This window comes from Mesorhizobium sp. B2-4-3, assembly GCF_006442815.1.
Taxonomy (GTDB): Bacteria; Pseudomonadota; Alphaproteobacteria; order Rhizobiales; family Rhizobiaceae; genus Mesorhizobium.
The window spans coordinates 251,766-268,323 of record NZ_VFVL01000001.1 but is presented as its reverse complement, the minus strand read 5'-3'; the positions used below and the strand labels follow the sequence as shown (position 1 = coordinate 268,323).

The window sequence follows — 16,558 nt, the reverse complement described above, 5'->3', positions numbered from 1 at the left end:
GCAACGTTGGAGATTGGCGAAAGCCGGCGTGACGGCTAATCTCCCCCCTTGAGGGGGAGATGTCCGGCAGGACAGAGAGGAGGCGAAGGAACGCTACGTTGCGCATTTTTTGCGCAAGGATCGGTCGGCTTATCCGGGGCAGGGTGAGACAAGCGCAGCTTCTCCATGTGCGCCAACGGCTTCGTGTTCATCTCGGCGACGCCGCCGGTCGACATGGTGACAGGCGAGATGGTGCGCGGCGACATCGAGACCCAGACCGATGCGTCGCTGAAGGCGCTGAAACACTGCCTGGAAGCGGCCGGCACTTCGCTGGACAAGGTGGTGATGGTGCGCATCTACGCCCCGGCTTCTACAACGCCATCAACCGGGTCTATGCGAAGTATTTTGCGACCAACCCGCCGGCACGCAGCTTCGTGCCGGTGGCGTCATGGCCGATGGAGTTAGTGTGTGGCGGTGCGTGATTTGCGATAGCCACCGGGCACATTTTTCAAGCCGGCGTAATTTCTGCTTGTCTTTAAAGTAAAGTCGTCCTCAAATCCCGGTGGGGATAGGGAGGGCGAGTCATGAATAAGCTACCTAAGAAGTTCGTCGACCGGATTGCGTCGAATATCAAGAAATACCAACGCATCGCCGTAACACAGCAAAAATCGGATGTGGCCGAAGCTGACACCGTTACGCTGGTGAAAGACATTCTCGCAGAGGTGTTCGGTTACGAGAAATACCAGGAGCTTACGTCAGAGCATCAGATTAAAGCCACTTACGTCGATCTGGCGATTAAAATAGGCGGCAAACTTCGATTGCTTGTCGAGGTGAAATCAGCGGGTGCGGAACTCGCTGACAATCATTTGCGTCAGGTCATCGACTATGGTGCTCATCAGGGTATCCATTGGGTAATCCTGACGAATGCGGTCGAGTGGCGGCTGGTGCGGATTTATGTGGCGAACCAAATCAGCCACGAAGAAGTTTGCCGTATCGTTTTAGCCGACGTGAATCCAAAAAATGAAGACCATCTGCAGTGCCTGTTCCTGTTCGCCAAGGAAGGGCTCACCATCGATGCGATGGACGCCTTTCACCAGCAAGCCCAGCTTTTCAACAAATTCACGGTCTCTGCGCTCATGCGGTCCGAACCGGTGATTTCACTTGTGCGGCGAGAAATCCGCAGACTCTTTCCCGATATTAGGGTTGGGAATGAAAACCTATCACAGTTGATCGAGAATGAGGTGATCAAGCGCGATACGATTGAGGGAGACAAGGCAAAGGAAGCAACCGTGAGGATTAGAAAGGCGGCAGGAAAATTGGAGAGGGCTAAACTCAAGGCCGAAAAGTCGGTCGTACCCGAGGCGATGAGCTAACGTCTTTGATCAATCTCTAAACGCATGAATTTCTGGATACGTTATGACTGATTTGCATCGTTTTATTCGAGTGGACTTTAATCGGTTTAAAGCTTTTGAAAAATTTACGCTCCATCTGCGAAATTTCAACATCCTTGTTGGCCCGAATAACGCCGGGAAGTCGACGATATTGGCTGCCTTTCGGATTTTGGCGGCTGCTCTGCGAAAGGCGACGTCGAGAAAACCAGAAGTTGTAAGTGGCCCACAGGGATCTGTTTACGGGTACATAGTGGATCTCGGCGCGATATCGATTGCTGAGGAAAACATATTTTACAACTATGATGACAGTCAACCAGCTTCCATTCGCTTCAGTTTGTCAAATAGAAACGAACTTTTGTTATTTTTTCCCGAGGCTGGCTCTTGCCATTTAATAGTAACCAATAACAATGGAAAAACCCCTCATTCGCCAAAGGAATTTATTAAGCATTTTAATTGTCCTATCGGATTTGTTCCAATATTAGGACCTGTTGATCACAACGAAATCCTGTATGGGAAAGAAGCCGCCCGTTTGGCGCTTTTCAACTATCGATCAGCTCGAAATTTCAGGAATATATGGCATCACTATCCAGAGAAATTTGATGAGTTTCGAGAGGTGCTTTGCCGAACCTGGCCTGGCATGGATATCGAAGAGCCCATAATTGATTATTCGCACAAAGACGCCAGATTGTATATGTTTTGTCCGGAATCACGAATTCCAAGAGAGATATTTTGGGCTGGGTTTGGATTTCAGGTATGGTGTCAAATGTTGACACATCTTATTCAATCGAGTGACAATTCCATTTTCCTAATCGATGAACCTGATATCTATCTTCATTCTGAGCTACAGCGCCAGCTATTGACTCTGCTTAGGAATCTTGGACCTGACGTACTCATAGCTACTCACTCTACGGAGATAATAACTGAAGCGGAGGCGGATGACATCGTAGTTATAAACAAAAAAAGAAGACAGGCTCAGAGGGTAAAGAACCCTTCGCAATTGGGTGATGTCTTTTCGTCATTGGGGTCAAATTTAAATCCGATCCTCACTCAGTTGGCCAAAACACGACGAGCGCTGTTTGTCGAAGGTAAAGATTTTCAGATACTTGGGAAATTCGCGGGTAAGCTGGGGTTTTCGGATGTAGGCAATCGTGGGAATTTTGCGGTTATACCGGTGGAGGGCTTCAACCCCGAGCGGGCGAAAAACATTAAGGCTGGGATGGAGCTAACGCTCGGGGGAAAGATTTCGTCGGCGATTGTCTTCGATAGAGACTATCGCAGCGAGGATGAATGCGCAGCTATCAAACAGGCTTGCGAGAAATTTTCACAACTAGTTGCGCTTCATCATAGGAAGGAGATCGAGAATTTTTTGCTCGTTCCCACTGCGATCGATAGGGCGGCTGCAAGCAAAGTGAGCGAGGTTCTACGGCGAGGAGGTAGTGCGAAGGCGTATATGCCTATCGCGGAGGCAGTACTTAACAAATTCTCTTCAGAAAAGAAAAACTATGTGGCAGGCCAGTATCTTGCTAACCGGCGTCGGTTTGAAAAGCAAAATTCTCCCGGTTTGAATGATGCAACCGTAAGTGAAGCTGCCATGGATGAATTTGACAAGTCTTGGAACAGTGCGGAGTTAAGATTGGGACTAATCCCAGGAAAGGAGGCACTGACTTTCATAAATCAGGCGCTCCAGGACGAATACAAAATAAGCGTGACGCCAACTTCTATCATAGACGCGATGCGACTGGAGGAGATTCCAGTCGAGATGAAAGAGCTAATCGAGAGGATAGCTGCCTTCTCAAGCTTGGGCGTCGATGACGAGATTGAGGAGAAGTAGAGTCTAGCCTGTGGTTTCGATGGTGCTATCCGTCGCACGCTAAGCAAAATACTCCTGCAGCGGCCGCACTTCGAGGTTCCCCGCCCGCAACGCCGCAATCGCCTCCGCCACAGCAGCCGCACCCGATAGCGTCGTGTAATACGGCACCTTCTGCATCAGCGTGGCCCTGCGCAGCGACTTCGAGTCCGATACCGCTTTCTGGCCGTCCGTCGTGTTGAAGACGATCTGGACCTGGCGGTTGCGGATGGCGTCCTCGATGTGGGGGCGGCCTTCCAGCACCTTGTTGATCTTTTCGGCCGTCACGCCGTTCTCGGCGAGGAAGCGGGCGGTGCCGGAGGTGGCTAAAACCTTGAAGCCCTGGCCGGCGAGGCGTTTTACCGCCGGCAGGATGCCCTTCTTGTCCTCGTCGCGTACCGAGACGAACAGCGTGCCCGCGCGGGGGAGATCGACACCCGCTCCGAGCTGGCTCTTGGCGAAGGCCAGCGCAAAGTCGCGGTCGAGGCCCATGACCTCGCCGGTCGAGCGCATTTCCGGGCCGAGCAATATGTCGACGCCGGGGAAGCGGGCGAAGGGGAAGACGGCTTCCTTGACCGCGATGTGGCCCGGGTTGCGAGGATCGGGCATGGCGCCGTAATGGGCGAAGGCGTTTTCCAGCGTCTCGCCGGCCATGATCCGGGCCGCGATCTTGGCGATCGGACGCCCGATGGTCTTGGCGACGAAGGGCACGGTGCGCGAGGCGCGGGGGTTGACCTCCAGCACATAGACCGTGCCGTCTTGAATAGCGTATTGCACGTTCATCAGGCCGCCGACGTTGAGCGCGCGGGCCAGGGCCGCCGTCTGGCGCTCCAACTCGTCGACGAGGTCGGAGGGCAGCGAGTGCACCGGCAGCGAGCAGGCCGAGTCGCCCGAATGGATGCCGGCCTCCTCGATATGCTCCAGGATGCCGGAGACGAAGGTCGCCTTGCCGTCGCACAGACAATCGACATCGACCTCGATGGCGCCGGAGAGATAGGTGTCGAACAGCAGCGGGTTCTTGCCCAGCAGCGTGTTGATCTGGCCGGTCTTGTCGTTGGGGTATTTCTGCTTGATGTCCTCCGGCACAAGGCCGGGCACGGTGTCGAGCAGATAGGTCTGCAGCATGCCCTCGTCATGGATGATCTGCATGGCGCGGCCGCCGAGCACATAGGAGGGACGCACCACCAACGGGAAGCCGAGCTCGCCGGCGACGAGGCGGGCCTGCTCGACCGAATAGGCGATGCCGTTCTTCGGCTGGCTGAGGTTCAGCTTGTGCAAGAGCTTCTGGAAACGGTCGCGGTCCTCCGCCAGGTCGATCATGTCGGGCGAGGTGCCGAGGATCGGGATGCCGGCCTTCTCCAGCGCGTCGGCCAGCTTCAGCGGCGTCTGGCCGCCGAACTGGACGATGACGCCGACCAGCTCGCCCGAGGCCTGCTCGGCGCGCAGGATCTCCAGCACGTCCTCCGCCGTCAGCGGATCGAAATAGAGCCGGTCGGACGTATCGTAGTCGGTCGAGACCGTCTCCGGGTTGCAGTTGATCATGATCGCTTCGTAGCCGGCGTCGCGCAGCGCGAAGGCGGCATGGCAGCAGCAATAGTCGAACTCGATGCCCTGGCCGATGCGGTTCGGGCCGCCGCCGAGGATCACGACCTTCTTGCGCGACGACACGCGCGCCTCGTTGGCGGGCTCGCCGACGAAGGGCACTTCATAGGTCGAGTACATGTAGGCGGTCGGCGAGGCGAACTCGGCCGCGCAGGTGTCGATGCGCTTGTAGACCGGATGAACGTCGAGCTTTTCGCGAGCCTTCTGAATCACTTCGGCGTCGGTCTTCGTCAGCGACGCGAGGCGGGCGTCGGAAAAACCCATCGCCTTCAGCATGCGCAGATTGACGGCATCCCGCGGCAGGCCCTGCTCGCGGATGCGTTCCTCCATGGCGATGATGCCGGCGATCTGCTCGAGGAACCACGGGTCGATCTTGCACATGGCGTGCACGTCCTCGAGCGAGGTGCCCATGCGGATCGCCTGCGCCACCATGCGCAGCCGGTCCGGCGTCGGCGTGCCGAGGGCGGCGCGGATCGCGTTGCGGTCGTCGGCGTGGCTTGCGGGGGTGCTCCCGTGGCCAAGGCCCGGAATCTCGATCTCGTCCAATCCGGTGAGACCCGTTTCCAGTCCGCGCAACGCCTTCTGCAGCGATTCCTGAAAAGTGCGGCCGATGGCCATCACTTCGCCGACCGATTTCATGGCGGTGGTCAACACCGGCTCGGCGCCGGGGAATTTTTCAAACGCAAAGCGCGGGATCTTGGTGACGACGTAATCGATGGTCGGCTCGAACGAGGCCGGCGTCGCGCCGCCGGTGATGTCGTTCTCCAGCTCGTCCAGCGTGTAGCCGACGGCAAGCTTCGCCGCGACCTTGGCAATCGGGAAGCCGGTGGCCTTGGAGGCCAGCGCGGATGAGCGCGAGACGCGCGGGTTCATCTCGATGACCACCAGCCGGCCGTCGGCCGGGTTGACGGCGAACTGCACGTTGGAGCCGCCGGTCTCGACGCCGATCTCGCGCAGCACCGCGATCGAGGCGTTGCGCATCATCTGGTATTCCTTGTCGGTCAGCGTCAGCGCCGGCGCGACGGTGATGGAATCGCCGGTGTGCACGCCCATCGGATCGAGGTTCTCGATCGAGCAGATGATGATGCAATTGTCCGCCTTGTCGCGGACGACCTCCATCTCATACTCCTTCCAGCCGAGCACGCTCTCCTCGATCAGCACCTCGGTGGTGGGCGAGGCGTCGAGGCCGGATTGGACGATGTCGTAGAATTCGGCGCGGTTGTAGGCGATGCCGCCGCCGGTGCCGCCCATGGTGAAGGAGGGGCGGATGATGGCGGGAAGGCCGACATGGTCGAGCGCCTGGGCGGCGATCGCCATGCCGTGGCTGATATAGCGCTGCTTGCGGTCGCCTTCGCCGAGGTTCCAGCGGGTTTCCAGCGCATCGAGCGCGGCGTCGAGGTTTTCCGGATGTTCGGCCTTCAGCGCGGCGCGCTCGGCCTCATGCGTCTTGCGGTCGGCGTTCTTGACGTCGGTGGCGTTGGCCAGCATCGACTTCGGCGTTTCGAGGCCGATCTTGCTCATCGCCTCGCGGAACAGCGCGCGGTCCTCGGCCTTGTCGATGGCATGCGCGTCGGCGCCGATCATCTCGACATTGTAACGGTCGAGCACGCCCATGCGGCGCAGCGACAGCGCCGTGTTGAGCGCCGTCTGGCCGCCCATGGTCGGCAGCAGCGCGTCAGGCCGCTCCTTGGCGATGATCTTGGCCACCACTTCTGGCGTGATCGGCTCGATATAAGTGGCGTCGGCCAGCTCCGGGTCGGTCATGATGGTGGCCGGATTGGAGTTGACCAGGATGACGCGGAAACCCTCTTCCTTCAGCGCCTTGCAGGCCTGGGTGCCGGAATAGTCGAACTCGCAAGCCTGGCCGATGACGATGGGGCCGGCCCCGATGATCAGGATCGACTTGATGTCGGTGCGTCTTGGCATGTCCACGGGTCCCGTTCGGCGAGCAGCTTGCACGAAAAACCGGGCGGGGGAGGACCCGGCCGGTTGTGCTTGCGATTCTGGTATCAGGCTAGGAGGGCCTTATAGGGAAGAGTTTTGGTGGATGTAACCCCGAAAATGAGGGGAGTAGGGAGTAGGGGAGTAGGGGAGCATTCCCTAACTGTGTTCTCCAAATGCGAACCTACTCCCCTATTCCCCTCCTGCCACCTGATCCGTGATCTCGAAGCGTTCGGAAACGCCGATGCGGATCATGTTGAGGCTGCCTTCGCGCGTGAAGCGGAATTCGTCCGGCGAGTCCGAGCCGGTCGGCTTGCCGCCATGGAAGGTGATGACGCGACTGCCGCCATCCGGCCAGGTCACCGTCACGGTGCTGTCGGCGCCAGTGCGCGCGACGTCTATCTCGCAACGGGTCATCGGCTGGCCGACATGGCGGGCGCAGGGGACGCCGGCGTCCGGGGTGTCGGATCCGGCGCTTGCCGAGGCCGCGAAGGCGAGACCATACGCGTCCTGCATGGCGGTTCTGCCGATCTCGGCCGCAGACGGCGGCTCGGCTGGCTCCCCGCCACCCAGGCGCGCCGCTATATCAGGCTGCGGCTCTTCGGAGGGTTGAGGCGCAATGGCCGCGGCCGCCGGCGCGGCGGCATCTTCGGGCACCGGCGCAGGGTTGTTGGGGCTGAGATAGCGGGCGGGCGCCCATCCGACGATATGCGCGTCCTGCGTATCCTCGACCTTGCACCAGGGATAGCCGTCGACGACGTTGCAGCCGAAATTCCTGACGGCCGTGCCGTTGGGCAGCCGCGCCGCCACCCTTCCACTCGGCGAGGCAGTGGCGCGGATATTGAGGAGATCGTCGGGCGCGAGGCCGCCGATAATCGAAACGATCGGTCCCGGCGCATCCTGAGCCGTGGCCGGCAGGGCCGCCGCCAGCAATGGAGCGACGAAGAGTGCCTTCAGCGTCAGTCGGAGCGTAGTTTTGCGCTTCATCTTTGGCTGCATTTTTCCGAGTCGCGACCAGGACCAAAGCTCCGACCGCCAGGCGATGGGTTATAGTCGGCAAGACCGCGGGGTGTCATGCTGAATTTACGCGGAATTGTGAGGCCAAGGGCACGCGCAGATCGTTCAGGCCGAAACCTCGACTTCGGCGGTGCCGACCGCTGGCAAATCCTTGTCCCCGCCAGCCGCGGCAATCACGCTGTCGAGCAGGCCGGGGAAACGCCTGTCGAGATCGTCACGACGCAATGTGATCAACCGGCTGGTGCCGACCGCCTCGCTGCGGGTGACGCCCGCCTCGCGCAGCTTGGCGAGGTGGTAGCTGAGATTGGTCTTGGAGGCGAGGTCGAGGAACTTGCTGCAGTTCAGTGGCACGCCTTCCTTGCTCGCCAGGTAGCGCACGATGGCAAGCCGGGTCGGGTCGCCGAGCACGGCAAGGACGATCGGCAGGCTGATCTGGTCGGCGGTTGGATGGGGCAGGGTCATGGCCCAGAATTAAGCACAAACGGCACGGACTTCAACGCGGCTCCTCTTTCTACGGCAGGCGCTACTTCTGCATTTTCGTTTCTACGATAGACGCGGCTGCTTCATTCTCTGCCCGTCCTGACACAGGGCTGTCAGCAGGGTTCAGCTATTTTGTCCCGGCTCGGTTGACATCATGCCCTGTTATGTCCAATTGTTCAATAACTTTTGAACTAAGGACAACTCCCCATGGACAAGCGGATCTTCTGGCTTGCGCTCGGATCGTTTGCGATCTCGACCGAAGGCTTCGTCATCTCAAGCCTTCTTCCCGATATCGCCACTGACGCCGGCATATCCGTGCCGCTCGCCGGCTCGCTGATCACGGCCTTCGCGCTCGCCTATGCGATCGGGGCGCCGGTGCTGGCGACGCTGACCGGCGAATGGGACCGGCGCCGCGTCATCCTGTGGACGCTGGTGTTCTTCGTCATCGGCAACATCGTTGCCGCGCTCAGTTCGTCCTTCGAGCTGCTTTTGATCGCGCGCATCGTCATGGCGCTGTCGTCCGGCCTGTTCGCGGCGACCGCGCAAGGGACTGCCGTGGCGCTGGTCGACGACCATCACCGGGCACGCGCCATCGCCGTCGTCGTCGGCGGCACCACGGTGGCGGTTGCTGTCGGCGCGCCGCTCGGCGCGCTGGTCGCGGCCATTGCCGGCTGGCGCGGCACGTTCTTCGCCATTGCCGGGCTCGGCGCCCTGGCCGGCGCGATCCTCTGGTATCGGTTGCCGCGCGGCATCGTCGGCACCAGGCTGCCGCTGGGGCGCAGGCTGGCGGCGGCAGTGCGGCCCGGCGTGATGCCGATCCTGCTGACCACGGTGCTGGCGCTGATCGGAGCCTTCACCGTCTTTGCCTTCATCGCGCCCTTGGCCATAGAAGGCGGCGGGCTCTCGCCGATCGCGCTGCCGGGCATGCTGCTCGCCTTCGGCGTCGGCGCCGTCATCGGCAACATCGCCGGCGGGCAGGCTTCCGACCGATTCGGCGCCACCCGAACCGTCGTCTGGTCGCTGGCGCTCTCCGCCGCGATGCTCGCCACCTTCTCGCTGATCCCGACCTTCCTGCCGCATCATCTCGCCGGACCGGCGCTGATGGCCATGATGGTGCCGTGGGGCATCGTCGGCTGGGCTTTTCCGCCGGCGCAGGCGAGCCGTATCATCAAGATCGCTCCCGACGCCGCGCCAATTGTTTTGTCGCTCAACGCCTCGGCGCTTTACTTCGGCGTCGCGCTGGGCGCCGTGGTCGGCGCCGCCGTGCTGCGCTTCGGCGTCCCGGCCGACCTCGGCCTGATCGCGGCGGTGTTCCCGATCGTCGGGCTGGGCGTCGTGCTTGCGGGCCGGATGTTGGGTCGCCCCGTGGCGATGCCGGCAGAATAAGAGGTGCCGATATTCAGGTGAGCCCGGCCCGACCTGAATCTCAGCACGTCTTCACAGCCAAAGAATTGACCGGCGGCCGCTTCTTCAGGGCGAAGGAGCGGCCGTAGGCATTTCGAGATCGAGGTCAGCCACGGCATCCAGCGCCGCGCGCAGCTTCGCCGCCTGCTCCGCGCCGACCTTGCCCTCGAATTGGCGCTGGGCGACGCTCCAGAGCTTGAGCGCCTCGTCGAGCTTGGCCTGGCCTTGCGGTGTCAGTCGCAAACGCTTGATGCGGCGGTCGTTCGTGTCGGGAAAGGTCTCGACATAGCCGTCGCGGATCAGCGGCTTCAGCGTGTGGCCGAGCGCCGACAGGTCCATGATCAGTGCGTCGGCGACGGTGCTCATCGCAGGCTCGTTGCTGACATGGATCTGAAAGAGCAGTCCGAACTGCGTGCCCTTCAGGCCCGAAGACGCCAGCGCGTCATCGTAGAAGCGGCCGAGGCTGCGCGCGGCGCGGCGCAGCGTCGCATTGTTGCAGTCGCTGAATCCCGGCTTGCGAGCTTCGGTCATGATCACTCCTTGCCGGCGCAAAGCCGCGCCAGCCTGGTGCAGAAATAGTTTTCGCCGCCGCCGTTGACAAGATAGTGGCATATACCTACTTCGGCGAAAGTGGCATATGCCACTAATTAAATCGGAGGCCCGGCGGATGATGCGATCATCGACGCCGAACCAAGCGAAGTGAACAAAGGAACGGGACTATGAGCACGAAGGACAACAAGGGCACGGCTGTCATCACCGGCGCCTCCTCAGGTATCGGCGCGATCTACGCCGACCGGCTGGCGGGGCAGGGCTACGACCTGGTGCTGGTGGCGAGGCGCGCCGACCGGCTGCAGGAAGTGGCGGACAAGGTCGCCTATGCCTATGGCCGCAAGGTCAAGACGATCGTCGCCGATCTTGCGGCCGATGCCGATCTGCGCCGCGTCGAGCAGGCGGTGTCGACGGACGACAGCGTGACGCTGCTGATCAACAATGCCGGCGTGGGTGGCCTGGAGACGATTGCCGACGCCGACGCCGACGCGGCCGAACGCATGATCAAGGTCAATGTCGTGGCGCTTACCAGGCTGACCCGCGCGGTGCTGCCGGGCCTGCTTGCGCGCAATCGCGGCGCCATCATCAACATCGCCTCTGTGGTTGCCTACGGCATTGCCGTCGGCGGCATCTACAGCGGCACCAAGGCCTATGTCGCCAACTTCACCGAAGCGCTGCAGAAGGAAGTCGCCGGCACCAATGTGAGAGTCCAGTCAGTGGTGCCCGGACCGATCCGCACCGAGTTGTGGGACGTCTCCGGCATCAGCCTCGACAGGATCAATCCGGACTGGATCATGAGTGCCGAAAATCTGGTCGATGCGGCACTTGCCGGATTCGCCCAGGGCGAGACCGTCACCGCGCCCGGCCTTGCCGATGCGGCCGGGCTGGCCACCTATCTCGGCGCCAGGGACCAGTTCTTCGGCAGCCTGTTCTCAGGCAAGCCGGCCGCGCGCTACGCCGTCTGAGGGTGTGTTCCTCGCCCCCGCAAAGCGGCTACGGCATGCACACATTTCCAAGCGGCTGGCCTTTGGCGATAGCGTGCATGGCAGCTTGGCGCATGCATTGTCCAATATAGCGCTGGTCGACCCCCACTCCGTCTCGACTTCGCCGAGCCACCTCTCCCCCGATCGACGGGGTAGAGGAAAGGCGCCAAGCTTTTTGCCGTCAACACCCGTCCAGCAACGCTCCTTTCCCTCCGGAGGGGGGAAAGGTGGCGCTGCGAAGCAGCGACGGATTGGGGAACCACCTGGCAGTCAAGCCTCAGGTCGATCAGTCAATCACAAAAGATGTGTGCATAGCGCCATCTTCGTGGGGTGAGGAACCAGCGTTCATACTGGCCGCCACATCTGCAGGATCGAGGCGGCCAGCAGCAGGCCCAGCACGATGTTGAGCATACGCCACTGGCGCTCCGTCTTGAGCAGGCGGGCAAGGAGAGTTCCCGCCACGCACCACAGCGACAGCGAGAAGGCTGCGGTCAGCCCGAACACGGCCCCGAGCAGCAGCGCGAGTTGCAAGGGACCATCGGCGAGCGCCGCGAAAGATGCGGCGGCGCCGAGCCCCATCGCCCAGCCTTTCGGATTCATCCACTGGATGCCGGCGCCGCCGAAAAAGCTGTTCGGCTTGGCCATGCTGATGTCGAGATTGGGCGGACCGCTGCGGCCGATCTTGATCGCTAGCCAGATCAGATAGAGCGAGCCTGCTATCTTCATCGCAAGCTGCAGGGACGGCACCGCGGCGAGCAGGCCGGCGAGGCCCGCCGCGCCCGCAGCCGCCACGGTGGCCAGCCCCGCGGCGCTGCCGGCCATCAGCGGTACCGAACGGCGAAAGCCGAATTGCGCGCCGGACGCGGTCGACAACGTCGTGGCGATGCCCGGCGTGGAGGTCGAGATCAGCGCGAACAGGACCAGCGGGATGATGGTGTCGGACATGCGGGCTTCCCATCGAAGGAGCCGGCATGCTTAGGCGCTTCGTCGCATCAGTAAATGCAATGTTTGATATGGTTCGCATTAGGGAATATAATGCTAATCATGATCCGCGATCTCGACATGACCCTCATCCGCACCTTCGTCACGACGGCCGACAAGGCCAGCATGACGGCGGCGGCCAATGCGCTTCACCTCACGCAAGGCGCCGTCAGCCAGCAGGTCAAGCGGCTGGAAGAGGTGCTCGGCCAGAGCTTGTTCGAGCGCGACCGCCGCGGCCTAAAACTGACGCGATCCGGCGAGCGGCTGCTCGACAGGGCTCGGCGCCTGCTGCAGCTCAACGACGAGATCCTTGCCGAAATCAGGGGCAGGGCGGTTGCCGGGCAGGTGCGGATCGGCGTGCCTTACGATCTCGTCGGCACGCTGCTCGCGCCCGTGCTGAAGGCCTATGCCGAAGCCTATCCGCAGGTGGAGATTTCGCTGGTCTGCGCGTCCTCGCCGGAACTCGCGGCGGCCCTGGCGGCGGGCACGATCGACCTTGCCGTCATCGAGGAGCGCGTTGGTCCGACCGCCGGAGAATGCCTGCTCGTCGACCGGCTGGTCTGGGTCGGCGCCACAGGCGGGGTGGCGCGCCTGAAACGACCGCTGCCGGTTTCCATCGTCGCCGACACCTGCGCCTTCCGGCCGGCGGTGCTGGCAGCGCTCGGCGAGCATGGGCTCGACTGGCGCACGGTGTTCGAGAACGGCAACATCGATGCGACAACCGCCACGGTGCGGTCGGACCTCGCGGTGACCACCTGGCTCGCCTCAACGGTTCCGGCCGACCTCGACATCCTGTCCGATGCCGGCCTACCGGCGCTGCCGAATTTTTCCGTCAACCTGCATCTTCCGAAACATGCCACCCAACCGGCCGCGCAGGCGTTTGCGGCACATATTCGGAAAGGCCTGGTTCGGCGGCGCGAGGCGGCTTGAAAGTCTCACTCCGCTGGAACACCCCTCATCCGTCTCGGCGCTGCGCGCCGATCCACCTTCTCCCACAAGGGGAGAAGGCAAGATCGCGCTGATGGCGCTGCCAATCGTCGATGTCGGAGATTGGCATGCGCCAGGCTCCGCCTTCTCCCCTTGTGGGAGAAGGCGGCCGAGCGAAGCTTGGTCGGGTGAGGGGGTGTTCCAGCTTGGCGACAGGTTCCCCCAGATTCTACTTCCAGTTCTTGCGCCGCTCGAGCTCGGCGTCCGACGGCGCCTGCGTGACAAAGGAGCCGACGCGGATTTCGCCCGCGCGCTCATAGGTCGCGATGATGATGCCGCTGGCGGAGGTCTGCGATTTGACGAGCTTGAAGGCCGCCGGCATCGCGTTGTCGCCGAACAGCCGCTTGCCCTTGCCCAGCAGCAGCGGGAAGATCATCAGACGGATCTCGTCGACCAGCCCGTTGGCGAGCAGGGTCTGGATCAGATTGCCCGATCCCTGGATGAGCAGGTCGGGTCCGTCTTCCTGCTTGAGTTCCTTAAGCCTGGCAACGATATCGGGCCCGAGCGACTGGGTGTTCTGCCAGGTCAGTGAATCCGGCCGGTGCGTGGCCACATATTTGACCGCGGGATTGAAGGCATCCGCGATCGGATCGTTCTGATATGGCCAGTACGCTGCGAAGATGTCGTAGGTTCTGCGGCCGAGCAGCAGGGCGAAGGGTTTGGAGAACAGTTCCTCCATTGCCGCGCCCCCCACCTCGTCGAAGTAATGGAAGGTCCAGCCGCCGAACTTGAAGCCGCCGACCGGATCCTCCTCCGGCCCGCCCGGCGCCTGCATGACGCCGTCGAGGCTTACGAATGTGGCGGCGATGATCTTGCGCATCTGTCTTCTCCGTTTCACGATCCGCGCCGTCAGGGCCGGATTTCTGGTTAGAGCGGTTCGACGCAATTCCCGACGGAACCCGCTTTGCACCTAGGACGAACGGCAACGCGCGTTTTCGACAAGCGCCTTTAAAAATTTCTATCCGGTGCTGTCGGCCCGGACCGTGCGAGATGAGAACCAGACGTCGCCGAACACGGCGGTTGCCGTCCGGTCCGGCGCCTTGTCCTTCCTCAGCCAGATCGAGCGGGTGCGCGCGGCCCGCTCGCGGGTCGGTATTTTCGCGGCCGGCTCGGCAATGGAGGCGCCGACGCAAGGGATGAACCAGGAGCCCATGAACGGTCGGCAGGCAAAGCCGTTTTCCAGGCGTGTTATGAGGACCGCGAGGCCGACGGTTTCGGACGGGCGCCACGGAAAGATCATGCGGCCGCCAAGCTTCAGCGAATTCAGCCACGCGGCGGGCGGAGCGACGACGCCGGCATTGACGTAGATGACGTCGGACGGCGGCAATGGATTGGCGACGGCATCGGCCTGGACAATTTCGACGTTGTCGTAAGCCGCAAGGTTCGCTTTGGCGCGCGCGGCGAGACCAGCCTCCAGCTCGAAGGCGGTGACGCCGCCGCCCGGCTCGACCAGCCTCGCCAGCAGCGCCGTGTAATAGCCGGTGCCGGCGCCGATATGGGTGACGTGCTCGCCCGGCTTCGGCTCGACCTTGCCGAGCCACATGGCATGCAGAAGCGGCTCGCCATTGTTGATGCCTTTGTCGGCATCGAGCACGACAAGCACGTTCTGGTAGATATAGATTGGATCGGCGCTCGGCGTCTCGAACCGGCCTTCGCCGGCAAAAACAGTCCATGGTCCCGGACCCAGGAAAGCCTCGCGCGGCACCGAGGCGAATACCTCCTCGATGCGCGGATCGGACGACCGGGCCTGCGCGGCCATCAGCCTGGCGTAGAATCTGCGGGCTTCGTCCGGTTCGGCCATAGCGCGAAGATAGCGCGGCCGGCGCGAATGTCTCGGTCAGCCGGCGATGGTGTCGTAGAGCAGCTTGAAGTTAAGAACGAGGATGATGGCGGCCACGACCCATGCCAGCGCCGCGACGGCGCGCGGTATGGCGAAATTGCCCATCTTCTTCTTGTCCGACACGAACTGCACCAGCGGCACCACCGCGAAGGGGAGTTGCATCGACAGGATCACCTGGCTGAAGACGAGAAGCTGGCCGGTTCCCTTCTCGCCATAAAGTGCCGTGACAACCACCACGGGGACGATGGCAATGCCGCGCGTCACCAGGCGACGCGCCCATTGCGGGATGCGCAGGCGCAGGAAGCCTTCCATCACGATCTGGCCGGCAAGCGTCGCGGTGACGGTCGAGTTGAGGCCGGAGGCAAGCAGCGCGACGGCGAACAGGATCGAGGCGATGCCCAGGCCGAGCAGCGGCGAGAGCAGCTCGAAGGCCTGACCGATCTCAGCGACGTCGTGATGGCCGGTATCGTGGAAGGCGACCGCCGCGACGATCAGGATCGACGCATTGACGAACAATGCCAGGATCAGCGCGATGGTCGAATCCGTCGTCGCCCATTTGATGGCGTCGCGCTTGCCGCTGTCGGTCCGCTCATAGGCGCGGGTCTGCACGATCGAGGAGTGCAGATAGAGATTATGCGGCATGACCGTCGCGCCGATGATGCCGATGGCGATATAGAGCATCGTCGGATTGGTGACGATCTCGGGTGACGGCACGAACATCGAATGCAGGATCGTGCCGGCCGGCGGCGCGGCGACGAAGATCTGGATGGCAAAGCAGCCGAAGATGATGATCAGCAGCGCGACGACGAAGGCCTCGAGATAGCGGAAGCCCTTGTTCATCAAGAGAAGCACAAGGAAAGCGTCGAGCGCGGTGAGGATGGCGCCGCCGATCAGCGGGATGCCGAACAGAAGCTGCAGCGCGATCGCCGTGCCGATCACCTCGGCGAGGTCGCAGGCGATGATCGCCAGCTCGCAGGCGATCCAGAGCACGTAATTGACGGGGCGCGGATAGTAGGCGCGGCAGGCCTGGGCGAGGTCGCGCCCGGTGGCGATGCCAAGGCGGGCGGACAGCGCCTGCAACAGGATCGCCATCAGGTTCGACAGCATGATGATGAAAAGCAGCGTGTAGCCGAACTGGGCGCCGCCGGCGAGGTCGGTCGCCCAGTTGCCCGGATCCATATAGCCGACGGAGACCATGTAGCCCGGTCCCATGAAGGCGAACAGGCGGCGGAACCAGACTCCAGTCTGTGGCACCGCGATCGAGGCGTTCACCTCGCGCAGGCTGGGCTGCTCGTCGCCGGGCCTGTCGAAACGCCATGCGGGTCGGGCTACGGTTGCTGCATCAGCGTCGGACATGAGGGATTTCCGCTGGAATGTATCGAAGGTGCCTTTTATTTATGCCATGGCTCAACATTATGCAATAGGCTATATTTCATTGATCATGCTTTCGCGATGCGCCGGAGCAGGTCTGGACGCGGGCGCCCGCAAACGCTGGTTGCGCCCGCGCGGGAATGCAAATAAACGGCCGGACCATCAGGGGTTCGTGTTATGGATAACG

At 61.9% G+C, this 16,558-nt stretch carries 13 protein-coding genes and 1 pseudogene; 6 read left to right on the top strand and 8 right to left on the bottom strand.

The window, feature by feature from the left end; genetic code table 11:
- Positions 1-171 precede the first annotated feature (171 nt).
- From FJ956_RS01245 to FJ956_RS01235, 3 genes and pseudogenes are all read left to right on the top strand, one after another.
- A pseudogene (locus FJ956_RS01245) lies at positions 172-461 on the top strand (Rid family hydrolase); the annotation flags it as partial.
- 102 nt (positions 462-563) lie between these two features.
- Entirely contained in the window at positions 564-1,352 is a 789-nt protein-coding gene (locus FJ956_RS01240) for a type I restriction enzyme HsdR N-terminal domain-containing protein (protein ID WP_140675971.1), read from the top strand.
- A gap of 43 nt (positions 1,353-1,395) precedes the next feature.
- Entirely contained in the window at positions 1,396-3,201 is a 1,806-nt protein-coding gene (locus FJ956_RS01235; protein ID WP_140675968.1) for an AAA family ATPase, read from the top strand.
- Positions 3,202-3,240: 39 nt separating this feature from the next.
- On the opposite strand, the gene carB is transcribed toward FJ956_RS01235, so the two are convergent.
- The 3 genes from carB to FJ956_RS01220 form a co-directional block, all read right to left on the bottom strand.
- Positions 3,241-6,744 (bottom strand): carbamoyl-phosphate synthase large subunit, encoded by a 3,504-nt coding sequence (carB, locus tag FJ956_RS01230; protein ID WP_140675966.1) that lies wholly within the window; start codon positions 6,742-6,744, stop codon positions 3,241-3,243.
- 207 nt (positions 6,745-6,951) lie between these two features.
- Positions 6,952-7,746, bottom strand: coding sequence for an SH3 domain-containing protein (locus tag FJ956_RS01225; protein ID WP_140675963.1), 795 nt, complete (start codon positions 7,744-7,746; stop codon positions 6,952-6,954).
- 135 nt (positions 7,747-7,881) lie between these two features.
- Positions 7,882-8,238, bottom strand: coding sequence for a helix-turn-helix transcriptional regulator (locus FJ956_RS01220; RefSeq protein WP_140675960.1), 357 nt, complete (start codon positions 8,236-8,238; stop codon positions 7,882-7,884).
- A gap of 225 nt (positions 8,239-8,463) precedes the next feature.
- On the opposite strand from FJ956_RS01220, the gene FJ956_RS01215 reads away from it, so the two are divergent.
- Positions 8,464-9,642, top strand: coding sequence for an MFS transporter (locus FJ956_RS01215; RefSeq protein ID WP_140675958.1), 1,179 nt, complete (start codon positions 8,464-8,466; stop codon positions 9,640-9,642).
- A gap of 84 nt (positions 9,643-9,726) precedes the next feature.
- Here the strand turns inward: FJ956_RS01215 and FJ956_RS01210 are convergent, their stop codons facing one another.
- Positions 9,727-10,191, bottom strand: coding sequence for a MarR family winged helix-turn-helix transcriptional regulator (locus tag FJ956_RS01210; protein ID WP_140675955.1), 465 nt, complete (start codon positions 10,189-10,191; stop codon positions 9,727-9,729).
- A 188-nt stretch (positions 10,192-10,379) separates the two neighbouring features.
- Here FJ956_RS01210 and FJ956_RS01205 point away from each other — a divergent pair, with 188 nt between their 5' ends.
- Positions 10,380-11,174, top strand: coding sequence for an SDR family oxidoreductase (locus tag FJ956_RS01205; protein ID WP_140675952.1), 795 nt, complete (start codon positions 10,380-10,382; stop codon positions 11,172-11,174).
- A gap of 363 nt (positions 11,175-11,537) precedes the next feature.
- Here the strand turns inward: FJ956_RS01205 and FJ956_RS01200 are convergent, their stop codons facing one another.
- The gene (locus FJ956_RS01200) at positions 11,538-12,137 is read right to left on the bottom strand and encodes a LysE family translocator (RefSeq protein ID WP_140675949.1); all 600 of its coding nucleotides are present in this window, start codon (positions 12,135-12,137) and stop codon (positions 11,538-11,540) included.
- A 99-nt stretch (positions 12,138-12,236) separates the two neighbouring features.
- Between FJ956_RS01200 and FJ956_RS01195 the strand changes: the two genes are divergently transcribed.
- Entirely contained in the window at positions 12,237-13,103 is an 867-nt protein-coding gene (locus FJ956_RS01195) for a LysR substrate-binding domain-containing protein (RefSeq protein WP_140676169.1), read from the top strand.
- 226 nt (positions 13,104-13,329) lie between these two features.
- Here FJ956_RS01195 and FJ956_RS01190 read toward each other — a convergent pair whose 3' ends face one another.
- The 3 genes from FJ956_RS01190 to FJ956_RS01180 form a co-directional block, all read right to left on the bottom strand.
- On the bottom strand, positions 13,330-13,980 hold the full coding sequence (locus FJ956_RS01190; protein ID WP_140675946.1) for a dihydrofolate reductase family protein: 651 nt from the start codon (positions 13,978-13,980) through the stop codon (positions 13,330-13,332).
- A gap of 138 nt (positions 13,981-14,118) precedes the next feature.
- A complete protein-coding gene (locus FJ956_RS01185; protein ID WP_140675944.1) occupies positions 14,119-14,961 on the bottom strand; it encodes a methyltransferase domain-containing protein in 843 nt (280 codons plus the stop codon).
- A 36-nt stretch (positions 14,962-14,997) separates the two neighbouring features.
- Positions 14,998-16,356 (bottom strand): Nramp family divalent metal transporter, encoded by a 1,359-nt coding sequence (locus tag FJ956_RS01180; protein WP_140675941.1) that lies wholly within the window; start codon positions 16,354-16,356, stop codon positions 14,998-15,000.
- Between the last annotated feature and the right edge of the window lie 202 nt (positions 16,357-16,558).

Coding starts and splice junctions, on each gene's coding strand:
- FJ956_RS01240 (WP_140675971.1), top strand. CDS start 564: ATGAATAAGCTACCTAAGAAGTTCGTCGACCGGATTGCGTCGAATATC.
- FJ956_RS01235 (WP_140675968.1), top strand. CDS start 1,396: ATGACTGATTTGCATCGTTTTATTCGAGTGGACTTTAATCGGTTTAAA.
- carB (WP_140675966.1), bottom strand. CDS start 6,744: ATGCCAAGACGCACCGACATCAAGTCGATCCTGATCATCGGGGCCGGC.
- FJ956_RS01225 (WP_140675963.1), bottom strand. CDS start 7,746: ATGAAGCGCAAAACTACGCTCCGACTGACGCTGAAGGCACTCTTCGTC.
- FJ956_RS01220 (WP_140675960.1), bottom strand. CDS start 8,238: ATGACCCTGCCCCATCCAACCGCCGACCAGATCAGCCTGCCGATCGTC.
- FJ956_RS01215 (WP_140675958.1), top strand. CDS start 8,464: ATGGACAAGCGGATCTTCTGGCTTGCGCTCGGATCGTTTGCGATCTCG.
- FJ956_RS01210 (WP_140675955.1), bottom strand. CDS start 10,191: ATGACCGAAGCTCGCAAGCCGGGATTCAGCGACTGCAACAATGCGACG.
- FJ956_RS01205 (WP_140675952.1), top strand. CDS start 10,380: ATGAGCACGAAGGACAACAAGGGCACGGCTGTCATCACCGGCGCCTCC.
- FJ956_RS01200 (WP_140675949.1), bottom strand. CDS start 12,137: ATGTCCGACACCATCATCCCGCTGGTCCTGTTCGCGCTGATCTCGACC.
- FJ956_RS01195 (WP_140676169.1), top strand. CDS start 12,237: ATGATCCGCGATCTCGACATGACCCTCATCCGCACCTTCGTCACGACG.
- FJ956_RS01190 (WP_140675946.1), bottom strand. CDS start 13,980: ATGCGCAAGATCATCGCCGCCACATTCGTAAGCCTCGACGGCGTCATG.
- FJ956_RS01185 (WP_140675944.1), bottom strand. CDS start 14,961: ATGGCCGAACCGGACGAAGCCCGCAGATTCTACGCCAGGCTGATGGCC.
- FJ956_RS01180 (WP_140675941.1), bottom strand. CDS start 16,356: ATGTCCGACGCTGATGCAGCAACCGTAGCCCGACCCGCATGGCGTTTC.